The organism is Oceanococcus sp. HetDA_MAG_MS8, assembly GCA_019192445.1.
GTDB lineage: Bacteria > Pseudomonadota > Gammaproteobacteria > Nevskiales > Oceanococcaceae > MS8.
Window position 1 is genome coordinate 247,279 of sequence record JAHCMK010000001.1, and the last position, 20,535, is coordinate 267,813.

The 20,535-nt window shown below is 59.9% G+C and carries 3 protein-coding genes (1 of these 3 only partly in view); all 3 read left to right on the forward strand.

The features are described from left to right. Tightly spaced (at most 15 nt apart), the 3 genes in view from KI787_01025 to KI787_01035 form a layout consistent with a single transcriptional unit that may run on beyond the window. Nucleotides 1-18,752 carry the 3' portion of an IPT/TIG domain-containing protein gene (locus tag KI787_01025; protein ID MBV6628511.1) on the forward strand. Its footprint begins 19,306 nt before the window's first position, so only the last 18,752 of its 38,058 coding nucleotides appear in the window; its start codon lies beyond the left edge, outside the window; it ends in the stop codon at nt 18,750-18,752. A gap of 15 nt (nt 18,753-18,767) precedes the next feature. Then, nucleotides 18,768-19,634, forward strand: coding sequence for a peptidylprolyl isomerase (locus KI787_01030; protein ID MBV6628512.1), 867 nt, complete (start codon nt 18,768-18,770; stop codon nt 19,632-19,634). Further along, nucleotides 19,631-20,485 carry a peptidyl-prolyl cis-trans isomerase gene (locus tag KI787_01035; protein MBV6628513.1) on the forward strand — a complete coding sequence of 285 codons (855 nt, stop codon included), beginning with the start codon at nt 19,631-19,633 and terminating at the stop codon, nt 20,483-20,485. The genes KI787_01030 and KI787_01035 overlap by 4 nt, the downstream gene beginning before the upstream one ends. The last annotated feature ends 50 nt before the right edge of the window (nt 20,486-20,535 follow it).

Consider the following 20,535-nt stretch of genomic DNA (forward strand, 5'->3'; position numbering starts at 1 on the left):
CCATCCTGGCTGCGGCCTACTTTTATGCGGCGAGTGAGACCGGTCGCGCAGACCTGCCTGAGGATGCATCCGCACCCATTTCGGCCATGGCATACCGCAATCAGTTGGTATATGCAGTCACCGGCGGCAGTTATCAGGCCATTGATGCGCAGGGCCGGATCCTTCAGAACTTAAATTCGAATTCAGGCCGGCTGATCGTGGCAGATGTGAGTGACCCGGTACGGCCGCAAATTCTGGGGCGGGAGTTTGCAGGTGACCTGCTGCCCTATTTCTTCGACGAGCGTTTGAGTCCTGATGGGCTGCGCGACTTGGTGCTCAGCGGTCAAGAGCTCTTCGCCATAGGCGCTGACCGTCTGTTCCAATTTGATGTCAGCTTGCCTACAGATCCGCAGCTGCTTGCTGAGCACGCCACACCGGGGCAGCGGATTCTGTCCATCTCGGCGGATCGCGGCCTAGTGTATCTGGGCGGCGAATTCGGATTGCAACTGCTGCGTATTGAGGCTGATCGGCGTCTGCGGTTATTGAACGAGATTCCGGTTGCCCAGTTGGGCGGTGTCCCGGTGGACATCGTTCAAGACGGCGATAGCCTGTGGTTGTTACTGGCCGAACAAGGACGTGCTGTACAGATTGAGCTCATGTCCGGCGAGTTCCGCATCGTCAATCATGTGAATCTCGTGGATCCTTCGGGCGTCGCCATCGATGGCCAGCGCATACTCCGCGTATCCGACCTGTTGCTGGTCAGTACCGGGGTGCAGGGCACCGTCGTCGCCTATTTCCTCAAGCCGGACGGAAGTTCAGAAGCGGTGGCCGACCTCAGCCTGGCGTACTTGCTGCAGGGCGGGGATTTCTTCGCGGGCAACATGACCCTGGTTGGTCAGACCCTGTACGTCTCTGGTGGACAAGGAGATCTACAGCAGTTTGATATCTCAGACTGGCTGGATAACCGATTCAGAACGCGTCTGGAACTGGCGAACTATATCCGCTTGCTGGGCGACGTGCGGGCCGCCGTTGTGGGCCCGGATGCCATATTTGCCGGTACAGCCTTCGTCTATTCGGATCAGGAGCCCCTTGAGAACCCGCTACCCCCGGGTACGCTCTTCAATGCCCTTGGTGGCTCAGTGAATACCGTGCTTGAGTCCGGCTTGAATGTCCTCGAACAACGACCTGCAGTGCGTGGTGCTCTGGCAACCGATGCAGCCATTGAGGTGCAATTCAATCAGGTCCTGGATATTGATCAGTTGCGCAACGTCGGTGCCGATCTGGCGCGATTGACACTGTCTGGAGCACCTGTGGAGGGCCTGGTGTCAGCCACGGTCAACAATGCCGGATCGCGGCTGATTTTCCGCCCCATCCAAGAGCTGCAAGTTGGCCGGGAGTATCGATTCACCTTGGATGCAGCTTGGCGCGACCTTGCCGGTAGCGCCTTGGGCAGTGATTACAGTTTCCGCTTTGTCGCAGTAGATGCCCGTGAGCCGGCGGTGGAATCTATTTCCGGCGCGGCCGTCAGCTGGCGGGGCGGAGACCAAATCACACTATATGGCCAGGATCTGGATGGCGTACAGCAGGTTCAAATTGGCGATGTTGTGATTGGTGCTGTCGATTTCCTCGAGCAGCATCCTGATCGCCTTGTCCTGCTTTTACCGGCATTGCCAGAGCCGCCGGAACGGAACCGGCTGTTGGGCATCCGCGTGGATTCCGCCGCTGGATCTGCCACCTTGCCGGCCGCAGTCAATTTCGTCACCGACCCAAGCATTGACGAAATCGGCGCCTACGATATGACCGCTGAGCGGTTTGATCCCGGGCAGCGTCAGTTCCTGTTCAACGCCAGCGAATACGCGGCGATCATGGGCCGGGGTCTGGGTCCCTTCACCGAGGTGCGGATCAACGATCGGGCTGCGCAGTCGGTTTCGCTGGTGGAGCCAGGGCTGCTGGTATTTGCCATTCCCGGTGACACGGTCGGGCCACTGCTGGTGTCCGTGAGCAACCTCAGCAGCCGCAATGATTCGGTCACTGACCAAAGTCTGGAAGTGGTCATGCGCGGTGCCATAGACACCAGCGCTGGAGATTTTGTATCCCGGGATGGAAACCTGCTGTTGACCTGTGCTCAGGTGCGTTGCCAGCTGCTGGCCACACCAGACGATGGGCTATCGGTGTTCCTGAGTGACTTTGAATGGCCTGAGGTTCCGACGGCGATGGCCATGGCAAACGGTTTTGCCGCTGCGGTGGGCGAGGTCTCAGGGGAGATCATGGTTGCCGACCTGAGCAATATCTATCAGCCGGTAATCAGCAACCGTATCCCGAATCCCCGACAAGTGGTTCATGCACGGATTCGGGTCAGTGGTGGCAACTTTGTCACCTACGCTGCTGACCGTATTTCCGTCGGTAATCTTTCAGGCTCTGGCTGGCTGGACATCAGCCTGGCTGAAACCATCGTTGATGCGGTCGTGGACGGCGGGCTGCTTTACCTGCTGACCGACTCGGGGTTGCAGATACGAGAGCTGCGCCAACCGGAGTCGCCCGTTTTGGAGTACAGCCTTGGCTGGTTTGGTGCTGAAAATTTACGCTTGGCGAGTCAACGTCTGGCCGTTTTCGGTGCAGATCAAGTCGAAATATTCGACCGCAAAGTCGAGGCGACGCCCGCTCTGCTCTCCCTGGGCCGGACTGCAATCCCGGGGCTTGCAGATCTGATATTGAATGGGGAGTTGCTGGCTGCGGCCTTTGCCGGCGGCGAGATGCGGCAGATTTACGATATCGACCTCACGGATACGGGGCTGGTTTTGCAGCCATTGCTCCGGTTGGATGAACAGGGCAACCAATGGACGGCATTCAATGCTGAACGTCTGGAGTGGGTCAGGGCGGGGCAACTGCGCTTTGTCAATGTTCCGCTGAATAATATCCATGATCTTCTGCCCGCTTCCGGGCTTCTATCAGAGCCATTCGAGTCGGTCGCTCTACAGGTGGCTGGTTCAGCCGAAGCCTGGACCAATGTGGGCCTTAGCGTTGTGCGAACCTTCGATGGTTCCGCACTGGCGGGTGTGTCGCAGGTGCTTGGCGATGAGCTGAGTTTCCAGGTTGTAGGCGATGAATACCTGGCCGGCGAGAGCTATACGCTGCAGTTGTTCAATCCGCCGGCTCGCCGCATAGACGGCGGTGAGGTCACCTTCGAGCTGCCATGGCACTTGCAAGCTGCTGATCTCTTCGGCCTTGCGGAAGTCCGGGTGGACGCCATCCGGCCCCAGCAGGTAGTGACCGGAACCGCTACACGATTCTCGGTAATTGGGGCTGGTCTCAACAGCATTGACAGCCTCAGCATCAACGGTGTCGACGTGCCTGCAGCGAATTGGCAGGTGAGTGAGGCTGGTCGACAACTGGACTTCGACCTGGTACTGCCGCAGGACGGTATCGGTAACCTGGTCATAACCCATGCTGGTGGTGAGACCGTGCTTCCCGCGGCCGTGCGCGCCAGCCCGGCATTGACGCTCACCCGTATTCGTACTGAGCACCCGCAGGCCGACAACTTGGTCAGCGACACTGGCGGCACGACGGTAGTCCTGGAAGGGCAGGGCTTTGACGGTGAGCTCAGGCTCTACTGGGTGGAGGATGGCCAGGAAGTCCTTCTTGATGAGCTGAACCGTATCGCTGCGATCAGCGTCAGCGAAAGCGATGTGCGCTTCGTCAGCCCGCCAGGCGTCCCGGGGCGCCAATATCGCGTTGCCATGGCGCGCCCCGCGACCAGAGACGAAGTAATCTCGCCCGATCTGGTTACCGTCGTCGACGATACGGCTCCAAGACTGCTGTCAGTGGAGGCTCCGAGCGCGGGCGAGCCTCTACGGCTGGTCTTCGATGAGCCCGTCACAGTAGACGGCACCGCTCAGGTTGAAGTGGATGTGCTGGATTACAGTGGCACGCCAGCATTGGATTTAAGCAACGAATTCGTTCTTAGCAGCAACGGGAATTCCCTATCTCTGGGGCAGGAGCAAGGACTGCCCCTGGAAGACAATCGCCGTTATCGCTTTAGGCTTGGCACGGTCCGTGACGCAGCGGGCAACCTGGCCGCCGACGACGGCAATATGCTCCTGGCAGGAAACTTCACGCTGGCGGTTTTGACGGCCGACACCCTGGCGCCACGGGGTTTGGGGTTGGTGCGGGCTGCGGATGATCAGGTGGTTGACGCGGCCATGGTTTTGACCCGTGGCCGGGAATACACCTTCCGTCCCGGGGCAGAAGACAACGTCTCGCCAGCAGAAAGTATTAGCTTCGAATACCGCTTGTCGGAAGACGGCGGGGTGGTTTTTGGGGCTTGGAAGCAGGTTAAGGACGGTCAGTTCAAGGTGCCTATCCGGGCCGGTACCCAGGCCCTATCCTTGCTGTTGCAGGCACGCGATGGTGCTACGCGAATTGCGCGTCAGCGGTTCGATGTGGCGGTGACCGATCCCCAGTTCTTCATTCAGCCCGTGTACACGGTGCCCGGCAGTGTAGAAGAGATCACACGGGCGGATATCCGCTTCGACTTCAGCGGTGACGTCGATCTGGTCCAATCCGCGGAAATGCGCGTATTTGATCGCTGGTTCCCAGTCAATGTGCAGCCATTGGCAGCGGATCAGGCAACGACGTCCTTGTCCTACCTCAATCCCAAACTGCGCGATGTGGATGGCGACCTCGTCCCGGTTCGTCTGCGCCTTGATTTTGGAATCGGCGAAGTATTTGCTGATGATGCCTATCCGCTGGTCCTTGACGCGACGCCACCGACACTGAACATCGTATCGCCAGCCGATGGCGATCAGGTTCCGATCGGTGACCCCGTGGACATTCTGCTGCAGTCCTTCGACCGCTATGGTGTGGAGCGAGTGGAAGTCGACCTCAACGGTGCGGGCTTCAACGCGATTCAGCCGGCGAATCGCTTCCGCTTCACCCCTCAATCCGCCGACCCGATCACCGTTTCCGCCCGCGCGGTGGACTCCAATGAGCTGGTCAGCCCGGTGCGCAGTGTCACGCTGCAGCCCTATGACGCAAGCCTGGGCGAGCCTCGCCTGGAGTTTGTCGCACCGAGCAATGGATCCACTTTCCGGGAAGGGGAGAGCGTGGCTTTGGAGCTGTTGATCAACAATGTGGATCAAGCGGAGCTCTATCTCGACATCGGTGGCGTCGTTGACGACCCCGCCAATCCACAACCGATCGCTATCAGTCACGGGCCAGAGGATCCTGAGCGCATTGTTGTCGAAGCGGTGATGCCGGCTCTGGAAGACAACGCCGTTGTCATCGCGCGCGTACAGTCCGGTGCCCTCAGGGACCGTCTCTTCCTCAATGTCCTGCAGGACGCCGGGGTGGAGCAGGATCCGGAGTTTTTGCTCCGGCCCGATCTCAGCGTCCTGGGAGGAACGGAACTTTGGGTTGAGGTTCGCGCACCGGAAGAAATGGAGGATTTCGATGCGTCCTCCACCGTCGCATTCTACGATCCGGCAAATACCACGCCGTCCCTCACACTCCCGATCAACCAGGGGCCACGCGGCGTACCTCTAAGCAATGATGGGGATGACATCCTTCTGCGCGCATTTTTGCGTGATCGCTCACAGAATGAGCGCATCACCGAGCGTAATTTGAGCAAGCAACCCTATTTGCGCCGCGGTATCGAGGTTCTGGTCGGCATTACGGATCCTGCACAGCGGCTGGCGGATATGACGATTCTTCCAGGTGCCGTTTCCGGGCAGGATTCGCTCTACTACGCGACGAATCGTGATGGCGGTGGTTATGGGGTCCACGGTCCATCCGGGTTGGTGACAGAGGGCGACGGAGAACTGATGTCTCTGAGCTTTACTGGCTCCATGCTTGTAGCGGCAGTGCGCAATGCGGGTCAAGACCTGCTGCAGACATGGCGGCTGGATGCACAGGGCTTGACAGAGCCGGTGGCGCTGCCCCTGGCCGGGGAATACCTGGGGGCCGTCGGTGACTGGGTGTGGCTACGCCACGGCCGATTGGTCAGCCCCTACTTGTTTGCCGACGCCCGCCTGTTGGATGCCGCAGGAATCTCTATCGATGAGCCCTGGGTCAGTACCGCCGTGACGGGTAATCGGCTGGTTCTGCTCACGGAGACCGGGCTGTACGTTCTGGAGGCCGTCGGGGAGGGCCTCCCGCGCGCTGAAGTTCTGGCTTATTTCCCCGTTGCCAATGGCCGCGCTGTGATGGCATCTGGCCAGCGCATTGTGGTTCAGGCCGATGCGGAGTTGATTGGGTTCGATTTTGAATTGCTTGCTGGGTTGCTGGAGCGGTATCGGGTGCCGTTGGCGCCTGAGCTTATCGATCATCGCTTCGATGGTGAGTTGCTGTGGTTGAATCTGGATGATCCGCAATTGGGCCCAAGCTGGCAGGCCTATCTCCAGGGCGAACTGGTCGGGATATTGCGCGAGGACATGACCAAAATCCGTATGGGTGGTGATGGCCTCTACGGATTTGATGGTGCAGATCGTCAATTGTGGCGGCGTTCCTTCCAGGCCCAGGGCGCTCCGGCGTTCAGTGGTCTAAGCGCCGTTGATCTGCCCACCGGCGTCGCGGTACATGGCATCGAGGACACGGAAGTAAGCGGTGGGGTCGGCCTATTTGTCGGCGACCAAAACGCTCGCCGGCTGGCGTATCAGCCCACCTGGCTCGATGGCGAGCCGATCCTTTTCGTTCCCTACAAGGAGTTGGACGGCAACGAGTTGCGGATTGTCCGCATCGACCGCGCCGGTAATAGCAGCACCTTTATCCATGTCCCGGACGCGGCTTCCCGCGTGCTCGGAGACACCACGGTGCCGGCTGACGGTGCCAGTGTGGCTGCTGGAGCCCACATCCTGCATCGTTTGCCGCTGTCACCGGACAGCCGCGTTCGTGAACAGGCCATCGTCGCTACGGACGCCATTTATGTCGCTGGCCAGGTATCACCCTATGAGGGCGCAGTCTGGCGTACGGTGCCGGCGGCGGATACCGATAGCTTTGACCGTGTTGCGGACGGTCAGGTCATCTCCGGTCATATTCTGAGCGTGCAGCCCAATGCCGTGGGCGATGAAGTGCTGCGCATCGTCACTCCGGCCAATAATGCGACGGTAACGGAGGCGGAGCCCTTCACGGTTCGCTACCGGGCCAGCAATGACGCAGGGGATTTGCGCTATGTAGAGGTCCGACTTCTGGACTTCAACGAGCAACTCCTGGAGCGGCTTGTGCTGCGCGACGCGGAAGGGGTGCTGAGCATTCGTGCGCCTGCGGCCGAGGCGACTGAAAGCCTGCGCCTCGCTATCCGCGCCTACTACGGTGCAGCCTTCAACTACAGCGAAGATCTTCGTCTGCTGCGGTTGGTGCCTCGCTTTAACGCCACCCGAATGAACGTGCAGGGCCTTACGGCGCAATCGCTGGCCGGTAGTCTGCTGGAGCTCAGTCATGCTGACCTGGAAAGCGCTGAGGTCACAGCGTCCCTTGCCGTTTACGATGCTGATGGTGTGCTCCTGTCCAGTGGTTCAGACTCGCTGCAAATGGTGGTGCCGAACCGTCCGGGCCAAAGGCTGAATGTCGTCGCAGAACTAACGGACATCTACGGGAATACCCAACGCGAGGAGTACGGTGTTGACATCATCGACACCCTGCGAATTCAGGCCGCGTCGGCACCATCCTTTGATACAGCGCTGCCCTTGGTCGGTGGGGCCTACCTGGCTCGCGATCGCCATCTGATGGATCTGTCGGGGGCTGTGATGTATACCGCTGATGGACCGATAACCGCCATGGCCCATCTGGGTGAGCGCTTGGTCCTGGCGCTGGATGGAATAGGGCTGGTAGTGGTGAACCCTGCCGATCCCAATAATCCCTTCCGGCGTGAGGCGACTTATGCACTCAATGCGCGCGTCAGCCACGTGGCAATCCGGGGTAATGAAGCGCTCATTGCCCTGAATGGCACTCTGCAGGCCTTAAGGGTGCGTGGCAACACCTTTGAGCCGACGCAGATCACCGGAGGATCAACCGGTATTACGGGTGGGGTTGTGGACATGGCGCCCATCGAAGGGGGCTGGTTCGTACTGGGCAGCAGCGGATGGCTCCAATTGGAATCCCGCGGTACAGGTCTGCACGTCAGCCGTTCTCGTCAAGGTCGGTTTACCGCCACGGTTCGGTTGCGTGAACACAACCTGCTAACGGACCCCCAGGGCCGTGTGTGGGTGGTCGGCGATGACGGTAGCGAGCAGCGCTTTGATCTGGATGTCCGGGCTGACCGGTTGATTGCGCTGCAGGGCTGGGTGTTGGCCTTGTCCGCCGCCGAGGACCGGGTACAGGTTCTGGATCTGCGCGACCCGCAACAGCCGCAACGTGTGGGTGGCTTCAGCGTTGCACTTCCCGCTGATGTCAGTGCGGCGCGACTGCTTGCGGGCTCGGTCTACACCGGCGCCAGTCAGTTGCAGGTGGTTTACCCGGCGGGTGCAGCTACGGTGAGATACCAAACCTCGCGTCCTCGGGGAATTTTGCGGGATGTGGCAGCCAGCGCTGGCAGATACTTCGCCGCTGCCGACTTCTATGGCGCTCTGGAGTACCGGTTTACTGCAGAGAATGGGTGGGAAGAGCGGGTAATTCCGGCTGCGGCCTACGAAGAGTCAGCCACGGCTGTGGAAGCGGCAATGGGCATTGGGTACCTGTTACAACCCAATGCCGAACGTGTGGTACTAACCAGTGCCCCGCGCCAGCCGGTGATTTCGGGCCTTGCCTATGAGCGGCTTGCGCTGAGCGACACCGGCGTGGTGGTGAGTGCCGGCAACACGCTGCAGATTGCCAGTCGTGCAGATCCAAGCCTGCAAAGCAGTCTGAGCGTGGGCGACGGCAACCCCATTACCGCTCTCGCCACAGCGGGCGGGATTATTTTTGCGGCGACTGCAGATGGCGGGCTTTACAGGGTCGATGCCCCGCCGCCGCCGTTTATACCTGCAGAGGCTGAGATCGTCCGCCTGATTAACGCCACAGAGCCGATCAGGCATCTGCAAGCCGATTCGGATTACCTGTACTACGCCATCGCCGACGAGCTGCATAGGTTGTCTTTATTCGAGCTCGCCGGCGACATCATGGTGTTTGCTCAGGACATCACTGCACTGGCGCTGAACTCGGGTAAGATCCAGGTTGCCATAGGATCTGAATTGCGTCTGGTTGATACCTTGGGCTGGCAGGAAGTGGGTCAACCCTTCGTCGTCCAAAGTGAGGTGGATGCAGCGGCATTGGCGGACAATCGCGCCATTGTCAGCACCGTTGGACGTGGCGCAACGATCCTTGAGTGGAGCCCGGCCACGCTGGGTGGAGACCCCTCTCTAAGCAGCCCCCGGTCTGGCCAGGTATTTGGTCAGAACGAGCAGATTCATCTGCGGCTGACCGACCCCGCCGGTCTGGCGGCAGTGCGTTATCGGATTGGCGGACGTGTGGTCGCACAGTCCTATCAAACGCCATTCTCGACCGCGGTAAATGTGCCCGCCTTCCTACGGAATGGCCAGCCCTTCGACATCGAGGTCGAAGCACAAACGATCAATGGCGACATCATTCAGTCCCAGCCACGTCGAGTGGTACTGCAAGGGGAGGGGCTGCCCAGCAATGCATTCAGGGTGCGCCTGGCTGTCGATGAACTGATCCGCAACCGCTATGTACCGCGGCCAATGGAGATTCGGGCCCTGGTCATCGACAGTTCCCAGCCTGTGGAGCAGGTGGAATTTTATGAGTCGACGTCCCTAGACGGGCCCTATCAATTGATGTCGCGCCATTTCGGTCCGGACTACGTCATCTACAAGAGCTATCCGTTTGGCTACACAGGTTTTCTGAAAGCCCGCGCCGTGGATGTGCATGGCAATGTGGTCGAGTCCACACCACAGGATGTGGTGCGGTTGACTGATCCCTTCGCGCCGGACGGAGAAATCAGTTTGCAGCCACCCGAGGTGCTAAAAGACGGAGCGCCTGTAGGCGGCCAGCCCTTCCAGGTAAGGACCGTGCTTGAGGATACCGGCAGCGGGGTTGAGATCGCCTTCCTGCGTCGCAATGGTCTGATTGTGGCGGTCGCCCTCGACGGTGATGACCTGCTCTACACCGAGGCCAACCCCGTGACCGGTGAGCAGTACAGCTACGAGGCTCAGATCATTGACTACAGTGGCAATGAGCGCAGAGTGAGCGCCAGTTTCACGGCAGGACGTGATCTGCCACCAGAGATAACCGAGCTCGGTGCCAGCCCGGCTACCGTGCGCGAGCAATCACGGTTCAATCTGAGCGCCAGAGCCGAAGACGACTTTGGTATCGCCCGCTGGACAATTATCTGGAACGGCGAGCAGCAGGTAATCCCAGCGCTTGTTTCTGATCAGGCTGTGGCCTCGTTGAGCCGTAACATCCAGGACCCAAGAGTCGAACGTATCGGTTCAGCCCTGGTGGTGCCGTTGATCGTCCGCGCCGAAGACAGCCAGGGTCAGAGCGTTGAACAGCGGCTGGATGTGAACGTTGTCCCTGACCTGCCACCGGATGCCTCTGAACTGAACATTGTGGCGCCCAGCAGCGGATTCTTCGATGCACGACTCAACCTGCAAATCTCGGGTTTGTTCGCGGCCGATGACAGCAATGGCGAACTGGCCGTGGATTTGGTGGAGCACAACGGGCAGAAGCGCATAATCAAGCTTCTCCAGGGTCTGGCAGGGTTCAGAAATACCTTCAACTCGACCATTCAGCGCCAATTGCGCAACGCCGATGATCCTGAGCTGTTGTTCAGCATTCGTTTGACCGACGGCCTGGGTCAAACGGATGAGAGTGAGGTGTACAGCATCTCGCTGTCGCAATTACCCCACCACATTGCCTACGCCAATCCGGATGGTGACCCTTCGCTGGATGCCGATGTTGTGGCCATTGGTGACACCCTGCGCTCGCAGGTATTGCTCACCGATCGCAGTGGCCGCCCGGTGGAGCGGGTGCCCGTTGCCTGGTGCCTGGTGTCGGTTGCTGCTGTTCCCGAATCCGCCAGTGCGTCCTGTAGGGGTGTGGCACGGATCGGTTCGGCGTTGACGGGCAGTAGTGGTCTCGCCCTCTACGACTATGCTGTCGCTCAAATTCCGGCCGGCTCCTACTGGTTGGTTGCTGAAACCTACTCGGACGGTGGCTTTGTTCTGGAAAACTCGTTGCGCGCCGTGCGGCCATTGCGGGTGGACCCGGGCCGTAGCGAGCGTATTCAGCTCAGCTTGTCGGCTGACGACGGCCCCGGCTCATGTGCAGCGGGTACTGGCGATAGCTTCCGCGTCGTCGCCCAGGGCCAATTCACCGTGGAGGCGCTGGCAGTGGATGCGGCCGGGAACCCGGCCACGCTGGATGCACCGCTCAGCATCGGGCTGAGGATTGCGCATCCGGAGTTTCATTTCCCGGTGGCGGATGGTGTCAGCGTGCGTCAACTCTACGTCGACAACCAGCTGGTGGGCGAGGAAGCGGTTGTTGAGATCACGCGTGGCCAAACAAGCCTGCCCATCGTGGCCAGTACCCGTGCAGACGACTATGCCATCGAATTGTTTGACCCCGCGGGCGCCGGATTAAGCTTCTGTCAGGAAGGTTGCGACCTGGCTGAGCTGCGGCTTGAAGTGGTGGCCGGGGCTCCAGCTGCGTTGCGGTTGGTTCAGTCCGGGCTGCGCGAGATGGCGCCTGGCCGCGCCAATGTGCTCGAATCCGCTGATGCGGTGATATTCGACCTGAACATGGTGGACCGCTTTGGCAATACCACCGTTTGCGCCGCGCCACTTGAGGCAACGTTGGCCGTGAACGGGCAGGCGCTGCTGGCCAGTGCCGACGTCGAATTGCCCGATCTGCAGCTCCAAAGCCTCTGTGCCGATCCCGGGAAGGAGCTGGAACCAGTAGAAGCCCTCGATCCCGTGATCCTGGTCGAGCATGGCCAAGCGCAGTTTGCGGTGTATACCACCGCCGTGGAGGAGGTCACCCTCGGTGTGACCCCGGACGCGTCGCTCAGTGGCGCGCCGGTGATTGAAGAGACCATGCAGTTCCTGCGTCGCCCGCCAGCGATAGCTGAGCTGCGCTTTGCGAGAGTCGCAGATACCGAAACCGCACCCTTGCAACTGCGATTCACGGAGGCGGTTGAGGATGCCGGGGGTACCTTCCCACTGCAGGTGTTTGACGCAACTGAAGATCAACTGCTCGAGGGTGCATTTGTGGTCGATCAGGACCTAGTCAGCTTCCTCCCGGTTACACCCGTACCCCTTGGGCACGAAGTGCTGGTCCGTACGGATGAATCCAGTCTGATCAGCCAGGAATCCCGGCACTCAGTACTGGCGCAGGAGTTGAACACGCGCGCCCCGGATTTGCGTCTGGATGCGGTTGAATCGCCTTACTTCATCGCCGAGCATGGTTTGGCTCCGCCGCTGACCTTTGCGCCTGATGTCCACCCTGGCCAACTGTCAACAGGTTATCTGTGGTGGGGCGAATCCTGCGCTGATCTGGACGCCGAGATTGAACATTTTGTTAGATGCGATCAATCCGATGTACCACCAGCCACGACCGTTGTCTTTGATTGGAGCAATGGCGTTTCGGCCGATTTGACTACAGCGGGTGAAATTACGGATGGCATGCCCTTGGTCCTTACCCTCAGCGGCACTCCGGAGAGCCCAATCTTTGCGGCAAATTGCGTCCAGCGCACCGCACTCCTTGCTGCGGGAGACCTTGACGACGACGGCCTGGATAACGCCTTCGAATTGGCACAGGGTCTAGACCCAGGCCGTATCGACTCCGATGGCAACGGGATTGCGGATATTGATGAGGATAGTGATGGCGATGGCCTTTCCAACGGCGAGGAGCTCGCGCTGGGAACCGACCCTGAGGGAGCCGACAGCGACAGCGATGGATTGCCGGATGGTGTCGAAGTCAGTACCCATGGTAGTGATCCCTTACTTGCGGATACCGACGCGGATGGCCTGGATGATGGTGTTGAAGTAGGCATCGGCAGTTCGCCCGTACAGTTTGGCGCGGCTGTGGCCGATTACGTGACTCAGCTGTTTGTGAGCCCTGCAGCGGTGGTCGTCACCTTCGGGCCTGATCCCGTACCCGTCGCACTGCAGGTAACGGCACAGTTGTTAATCGACAGCGTCGACTACACCCTGAACGTCAGTTCTGGGGCATTTGGGACGAACTACTCCGTTGATGACCCCGCCGTCGCCAGCGTCTCTCCCGATGGTGTCTTGCAGGTGGCCGCAGTCGGCGAGGCCATTGTTCAAGTCAACCTCGGGTCGGCTTCGCAATCGGTGAACCTGGTCGTGTCGCCGCCCGATGACGGAGCCCAGGGCGAGTTTGCGCTGATGCCGATGGTCCCGACCCAAGCCCTGTACGCGGGTGTAGACCGGACAGTGCTCTGGTTCGAACTCAATACCGATGTGCCGGTAGAGCAGATACTCGAACTGCGTCTGGACGGTGTGGCGCTGCCCTTCGCGATCGAAGAAAATGAATCTGGGTTTGTGCAGACTCTTCGAGTTGAGATTGTCGGCCCGGCGCTCGCTTCGACCATGGGCGAGTTTGCCGTCGATGTGCAGACCTGGGGCTCGACCGAGATAACCACCTTCGAGCATCGCGTCGTACCTGTAACGGATCCGCCGCCAGCCTTCACTAACCCACCAGGCAGTGTGGCCCTGAGCGTTGGCGATGCGCTACGGCTGCCCGAAGAGCTAACGGACCCCGGCGGCAATACGCTCTCCGTGGCCTACTTGGTCAACGGCGTGCCACCGGGCCTGCAGACCCCGGCTGCATGCGACAACCCTGTTGCTGCCTACCAAGGTGGTTTCGCCGATGGCTATGAATATGGGGCCAATCAAGACATCTATTTCTTCGGCGAAACCGCGGGGCAGAGCTACTCTGCCTTTGCCACCGCCTTGCAAACAGATGCTTATTTCGAGGGCTACATTGCCGGTTATCTGGCGGGTGACGATGAATACGATGCGGATGCCGATAAGTTCGGAAGTGCGGCCCATCGGTCGGCCAATGGAGAGGCGGAGTGGCCCCTGACGGACTCGCCGGATTGTGAGGTGTTCTCCTTGTACGTTGATGACTTTGGTGGCGACCCCGCTGCTCCAGAGGATTTCCGAAACTTCTTGCTGGAAGAAGGCCGTGGCTTTGGCTTTGACGACGGCGACTCAGATGGCGATGAATTCGACTTCGAAGGAGCGGACTTTGAGGCGCTGGCCAATTATTTCGGGGCAGCCTTTGATCCGTCGTTTGTCATCGAGTCCGGACAACTGCAAGCCGGCGTGCTGCGTTATTCCTGCAGTTACCGAACCCATGAATGGCTGGAGGAAGGGTATCTGCGTGGTTACGTCCGCGATGGCTTCGCCTGGTGGGCGCGTGAGGCTGTGCTGGCGACCAGTGGAGGCCCGTCCGGCCCGGCGGAATGCGAGGCCTATGAGTACCTGCCGGAGCTCGCCCAGGATGCTGAACGCCGCTGGCCGATCATGGAGCGCGACCGGCAGATGCGTTCTGTGCGTGCTCAAACCGGCTATGGACTGCGCGAAGGGGATGTTGGTGCCGGCCAGACGCTGTCGGTTGTCGTAACGGAACAGACTTCGAATCCATTTGCCCCACGGATCACGCAATACGACTTGAACCTGGATGTGGCGCCGCGTACCGAACCGTGGGAGTTGCCCAATTCAGTCATCTTCGTGCCTCCGCTTGCCGAGCCCGTTGTCTACAACACCAACTTCAGCTTCCCACTCGGCGGAACGGACATACGCTTCCGCACGGATACCGTGGTGGAAAGCTGGTATGACGAAGACTTCTTCGAAGCATACTGGTATCTGGGCGACGGTAATGGCACCTTGGAGACGGCGGATGGCCAGACCTTCCGAGTGCCTTCGGAAGATACGGATTTCTTCCTGGAGGCCTTGCTCTGGGACGTGCTTGGCAACACCGGTATGGAAACCGGAACTAGTACTCTGGATTTAGAGCTGCTCACGCCGAGTGACGACGCCTTCTACTCCGTGCCTATTGAGGTTGTCGCTGACCCTGCACCGATATTGCGAGTTGAGGATGATGACAACGCACTGATCCTGGCTCAGGGTTCCCAACGGCACATTGAGGTGGCGGTGTCCGATCCGGGGCGCAACGTGGTCGATCTTGCCTTGGTTCTGTTCGACGATTCGGGTGAGCGGGTCGCGACCATTGGCCAGCAGCGATTTGCCGACTTTGAGAAAAGCGGTGGGCTCTGGTTGGAAGAATGGGATGGCCGCCTGACGGTTGACAGCTGGCGATTCCGGCTGCCGGCCTACGTAGGTGCGAATCTGCCCACCGGCGACTACACAATGCGGGTTTTGGCGACGGACTCCGCCAACGACGTATTCAACGGTGCTGAGTATGTATTCGGTGGCGAGGAAGCTGGTGATTACTTTTCCAGCGGCTCTGAACCGATCAGCGTACGTATTGATCCCCCATTGGTACCGCCCCGACTCGCCTTGGCGCTGCCCGACTACGGTATTCCGGTGGGCGAGCAAATCCCTGTCCAGATAGGGGTCGACTACCTTGGTCAGTTGCAGACACTGGACATCGATCTCCTCAGAGGCGGGGACATCCTGGAATCCTTGGCGATTGATCTCAGTGACAGCGCCGGCAGCTTCGATCACCAGGTGTTGCTAAGCATTCCTGCCACGGCCAACGTGGGCGAGGTATTAACGGTTCAGGCGCGTTTGGGTAGCTCGGGCGAAGTTCTGGCGGAAGATTCGGGAGTAATCCGTGTTGGCGAATGGGGTGAGCGGGCGATCACCGTCAGCGATATGCAGACCGCTGACGACGGCTACCGCTTCGCGAACGTTGAGGTCGCTGCGGGTGGCGTGCTGTACCTCATCGATCCATCTTTGCCCTTGAACCACTTGCGCATCGCGAGCGGTGGTCTGGTCATCACCGGGCAGCCGCCCGCCGTCGATGAGTACGGTTATGTCGAGTTTGGCGATACCGGCACGCCACTCGGTGAGCTGGTGCTCAAGGATGAGCTAATCATTGAAGCCGGGGCTGAGTTGCGGGTCGCGCAACATGCTCTGGATATACGCTCCACCCGCGACCACGGTGGTGGCAACGACGCCTACGGCAACTTCCGACGTCCGCTGTTTCCGGGCGCAAACGAAGGCGGCCTTGGTGGTGGCGCATTGAGAATTGTTGCGGCGCGCGCCCAGATCGACGGCGTTATCCGCGCCGACGGCGAACCTGTGGTGAGCGATGGGTTTGGCTGCAACGGCGGCGCTGGTGGTTCACTCCTACTAGAGGTGGGCGATATCAATGGCAGCGGCGAGTTGTCTGCTGATGGTGCACTGAGCGGCGAATGTGGGCCCTCGGCGGGCGGACGGATTGCCGTGATGTACTCACGTTACACCGGCACTGCCGGATCACTATCTGTCTCAATGCAGTTCAGCGCTGAAGCCGGTGTCAGTTTGTTCGACCCGGAATCAGGGCCAGACGGCTCACCCGGTACCGTCTATCTTTATGGTCCGCAAAACACCTACGGTGATTTGATTATTGGGCGTGGGGGTAGCTCGTCTGGTTTCGGGCCGGCGCCCACACCGCTTGGCCAGGTGGGTTTTGCACGCATCGATAGCGCTCAGCCTTTGGGGGATGATCGTTGGGTGCTCCATGCAAGCGAGATTCGAAACTTTGGTGAGGGCCTTGTTTCCTACACTTTCCCTGGCTGGCCGGTTGCAAACCGTGCCGCCTGGGAGAGCGGCCTGATAGGACAGTTCGTCAGCCTGAACGCCTATGATCCCAATGCGCCGATACTCGAGATTCTGGACAACACGGCTGACTCGCTGGTTGTGGAGTCCATCCAGGATCTGGGTGCCTACGTGGGCGGAAACATGCTTGGCGTGGTGCGGTTGGATAGCTTGACCATGGCTGAAGGCGGCTCAATCGGTGGCATGGATCAGATATACGCGGGTTCCTTCGACATTGTCGGTTTCGATAACGTCCGCGAACTGACCTGGCTTGAAGACGAGTACGACCTGGGCGGTGAGCTCGCGCCGATACGGATGCTTCGCTCTGATCAGAGTGCCGATATCGGTGAATACCTTCAGCAAGGCGACGGCATGCAGGTCTACATCGGCGACCTCACGGCCAGCTCTGTAAGCGTCGATTGCGCTGGTTGCGGTGTGTCGCCTCAATTGACGATCTACGGCAACCTCAACGTCAGTGGTGGCATAAGCACCCTATCGGGCAGCGTGAACGTCTATGGGGATGCCACGGTACAGGATGCAGTGATTTCCGGCTCCGGTGCATTGCGGGTGGATCGTTCTTTGACCACCGAGTTTGACCTCAGTGTCAACGGCGCGACTCTGGAAGCAGCAGACCTCTACCTTAACGGCCAGCTGTTTGCCAGCGATGGGGCAAGGTTGCGGGTTGACGATGAAGCAATCATCACCGGCGGCGTCCAACTATCGAGCCAGGCTGAGATGACCGCCGGTGTGCTGATCTCCGGTACGGATCTGAATCTAGATGATGGAGTGTCGGTATCGGCAACCGACATCATCGTTGAAGGTGGCGGCCAGTTGCTTGCGGAGCGCGATTCCGAGCTCCGTGCCGAGGGTGAGTTGATCGTCTCCGGCAACCTGCTGGGTAGCAGCGGAGCACGTTTTGACGCGCAGAAAATCACAGCGCCCTTCATTCAGCTCGATGGACAAACCGGTCAGGTACACCTGGCGAGTACGCAGATAGATAGTTCCAACGTGGTTCTGCTGGCAACGGACGTCTCTGCCTACAATGGCTCGCCACTGCTCGGCCGCGCTCTTGCCACCCCAAGCTTCCAGTTGTCAGCCCCGGGTGGAACCGTGTTCGTCGATGCGGCATCCGTGATCGATCTATCCCGCGTTGCCAGTGTGCAACATGACCCGTTCCCGCCCTGCGTGGGTACGGGGCAGTTGCGCTCACATGCCGGCTTCATCGCCGGAGATAACTGTGCGCACGGCCGCTATGACATGGCTACCACCTATGGGCAGGGTGATGAGCGTACCTATAGCTGGAGCGGAAACTGGAGGTACTACGGCTATCTGGGCGGGGGCTCTGTTTCGATCATGGCAGATAGCGTGCAACTGCAAGGCGCTGTGCGGGCTAGTTCCGATCGCGGCGCTGGGGGCAGTATCCGTATTGAAGCCCGGCTACTGGGCGGCGCTCCCATCATCGAGGCAACTTCGCAAAGCGCATATGGAGGCGGTGGCCGCATCGTCATCCGAGCTGATGACCGCAGTGGCTTCAACGAAACTCTGAGGGCAAACGGCAGTGCAGCCGGAACTGTCTTTGTGGGCGCGCTTGACCCCGCGCTTGCGGGCCGATTGGTGGTCGACAACCAGGGCACATTCGCCGCGACGGGATCGACGCCAGTCCGTGCAATGGGGCGCCGTCCGATTACTGCGGTTAGCGACCTGGGCAACTCACTCTGGCGCATAGAGGTGGCCAATGCCGGCTGGGATGTTCCCGGCGTGCTGGACAACGGTCTGGTGGGTCGCCAGGTCAGTCTGCAGGCGGCCGATCCCGATGCTCCCTTGTTCGAGGTTGTAAACAACGATGCCAGCAGCCTGACTATACGCAGTACCGCCGGTGGCTTGAGCGGTGTGGTGGGTCAAGACCTCATTGGCGTCCACGTGTTCGAGCAACTGGTGGTCGACGGGGGGGCATTCCTCGACTTTGCCGACGATCGCGTGGTGGTTTTGGACCCCGCCAACTCCTTTATCCAGCCGGGACGCCTTCAGGCTGCTCCCGATAGCCAACTTGATTAAGACCGAGAGAATGTTATGCGCAAGTTATCTTTTCTAATTCCCTTGGCCTTCGCGTTGACATGCAGTAGCTGCAGCCGTTTGGAGTCCTGGCTTCCCGGTGGGGGTGTCCCGGAGGGGCATGTGGCGGTGGTCAATGGGGACGCTGTGCCGGAAGAACTCTTCGCGGGACATCTGCAGTACAAGAACCTCAAGCCGCGCACCGAGCGGCAACGGCAGCGAATGCTCGATGACTACCTTCAGCGGGAGGCCCTGACCCGCATTATCAGCAGTCAGAAGGACTTTGATGCGGCAGCGGTTCAGGCTGAGTTGGATGATCTGCGACGCGAAGTGATCATCAGTCGCTACTTCGAACGGCATCTGAACTCCGTCGTTGATGACCAGGCGATACGCAGCTATTTCGACAACCACCCCGAAGAGTTTGCGCAACGCAAGGTGCGCGTTGCGCATGTTCTGGTTCGGCTCAATCGCACGATGAACGAGCAGGAACGGCAGGCTCGGCTGACAACCGCGCGTGAAGCACACGCACTTCTGCGCCGTGGAGACGAATTTGCCGAAGTCGCAGCCGCTTATTCCGAGGATGCGGTCTCAGTTAAAAATGGTGGCGATCTCGGTTGGCTGCGCGAAGGGGCCATCAGTCCAACGTTTTCGCAGATGGCATTCAGTCTGCAGCCCGGTGAAATCAGCGAGCCCTTTGAAACCACCTTTGGCTACCACGTCATCAAGGTTCTGGAGGCGCCGTCGGTCATCCGTCAGCCCTTCGCCGCTGTCAAGGGGAACATCCGTCATCAGCTGCGGGCTCAAGCAAAGGAGCAGGAAATCGCGCGCTTATTGGGCCAGATCGAGATTGTCAAAGCCGATGTTGATGCTGAGGCCGCGCAATGACAGGCCTGGGAATGATTGCAGCGGCCATGCTGCTCGCAGCCTGCAGCGATCCGGAACCGGCTGCACAGACTGCGGCAGCTAAACCTCCTGAGGATGCTCTCGCGATGGTTAACGGAAAAGCGGTGACTGAGGCGGACGTCGAATATGAAGTGAATCGGATGCTGGGCCAGACCGCTCCGTTGGTCGCAGATGACAGCGTACAACGCCGGGTGCTCGAGTCGCTGGTTGCCGGTAGAGCCATTGCCGACCGCCGGTTACAAGAGCTTGACAAGCGATCATTGCGACGCATTGACCAACAAGTGGAAGCCTACCGCGTACAACTGCTGGTTGAGGATTACCTGCGGGAACATGCGGTTATCGCCCCGGTGACGGCGAATGAGGTAAGAGCGTATTACCAGGCCCATCCGAAGAGTTTCGGCCAGGAACAGGTCAAGGTATACGAGTACCTGCGCTTGCATTCGGGCCTAAGTGACGCGGATCGTGCGTCTGCGCTGCAGCGGCTGGCTGTAGCCGGCGCGCAGGCCGACTGGTCGGACTATGCGCAAGGCCATACACAGTGGCTGGAGCATGGTCGCGGCCGTAGTGATGGGCCGCAGTTGGAGCCGGCTTTGGCGAGCGCACTGCGTAAGCTGGGGGCAGATGCTGTCAGCGGCGTTGTGATGGTGGATGGGCGCGCACATCGTTTGCGCGTGACGGCCGTACAAGAACTGCCGGCGACTCCGCTGGAGGAGGTCCGTGACGAGATTCGCCGCATTCTTGCCGCGCAAAGGATGCGGGAGTCCGTCAAAGTCTTGTCCTCAGAGGTGCTTATGCAGGCCCGGGTGATTTACCGGGAGGCTGTACAGCCGTGAAGAACCAGGGGCTCTCTACCGTCGCAGGCATGCTAAGCCAGTGGGGCAGG

Excerpts from the sequence above, each read along its gene's own strand:
- KI787_01030 (MBV6628512.1), top strand. The coding sequence starts at position 18,768 with ATGCGCAAGTTATCTTTTCTAATTCCCTTGGCCTTCGCGTTGACATGC.
- KI787_01035 (MBV6628513.1), top strand. The coding sequence starts at position 19,631 with ATGACAGGCCTGGGAATGATTGCAGCGGCCATGCTGCTCGCAGCCTGC.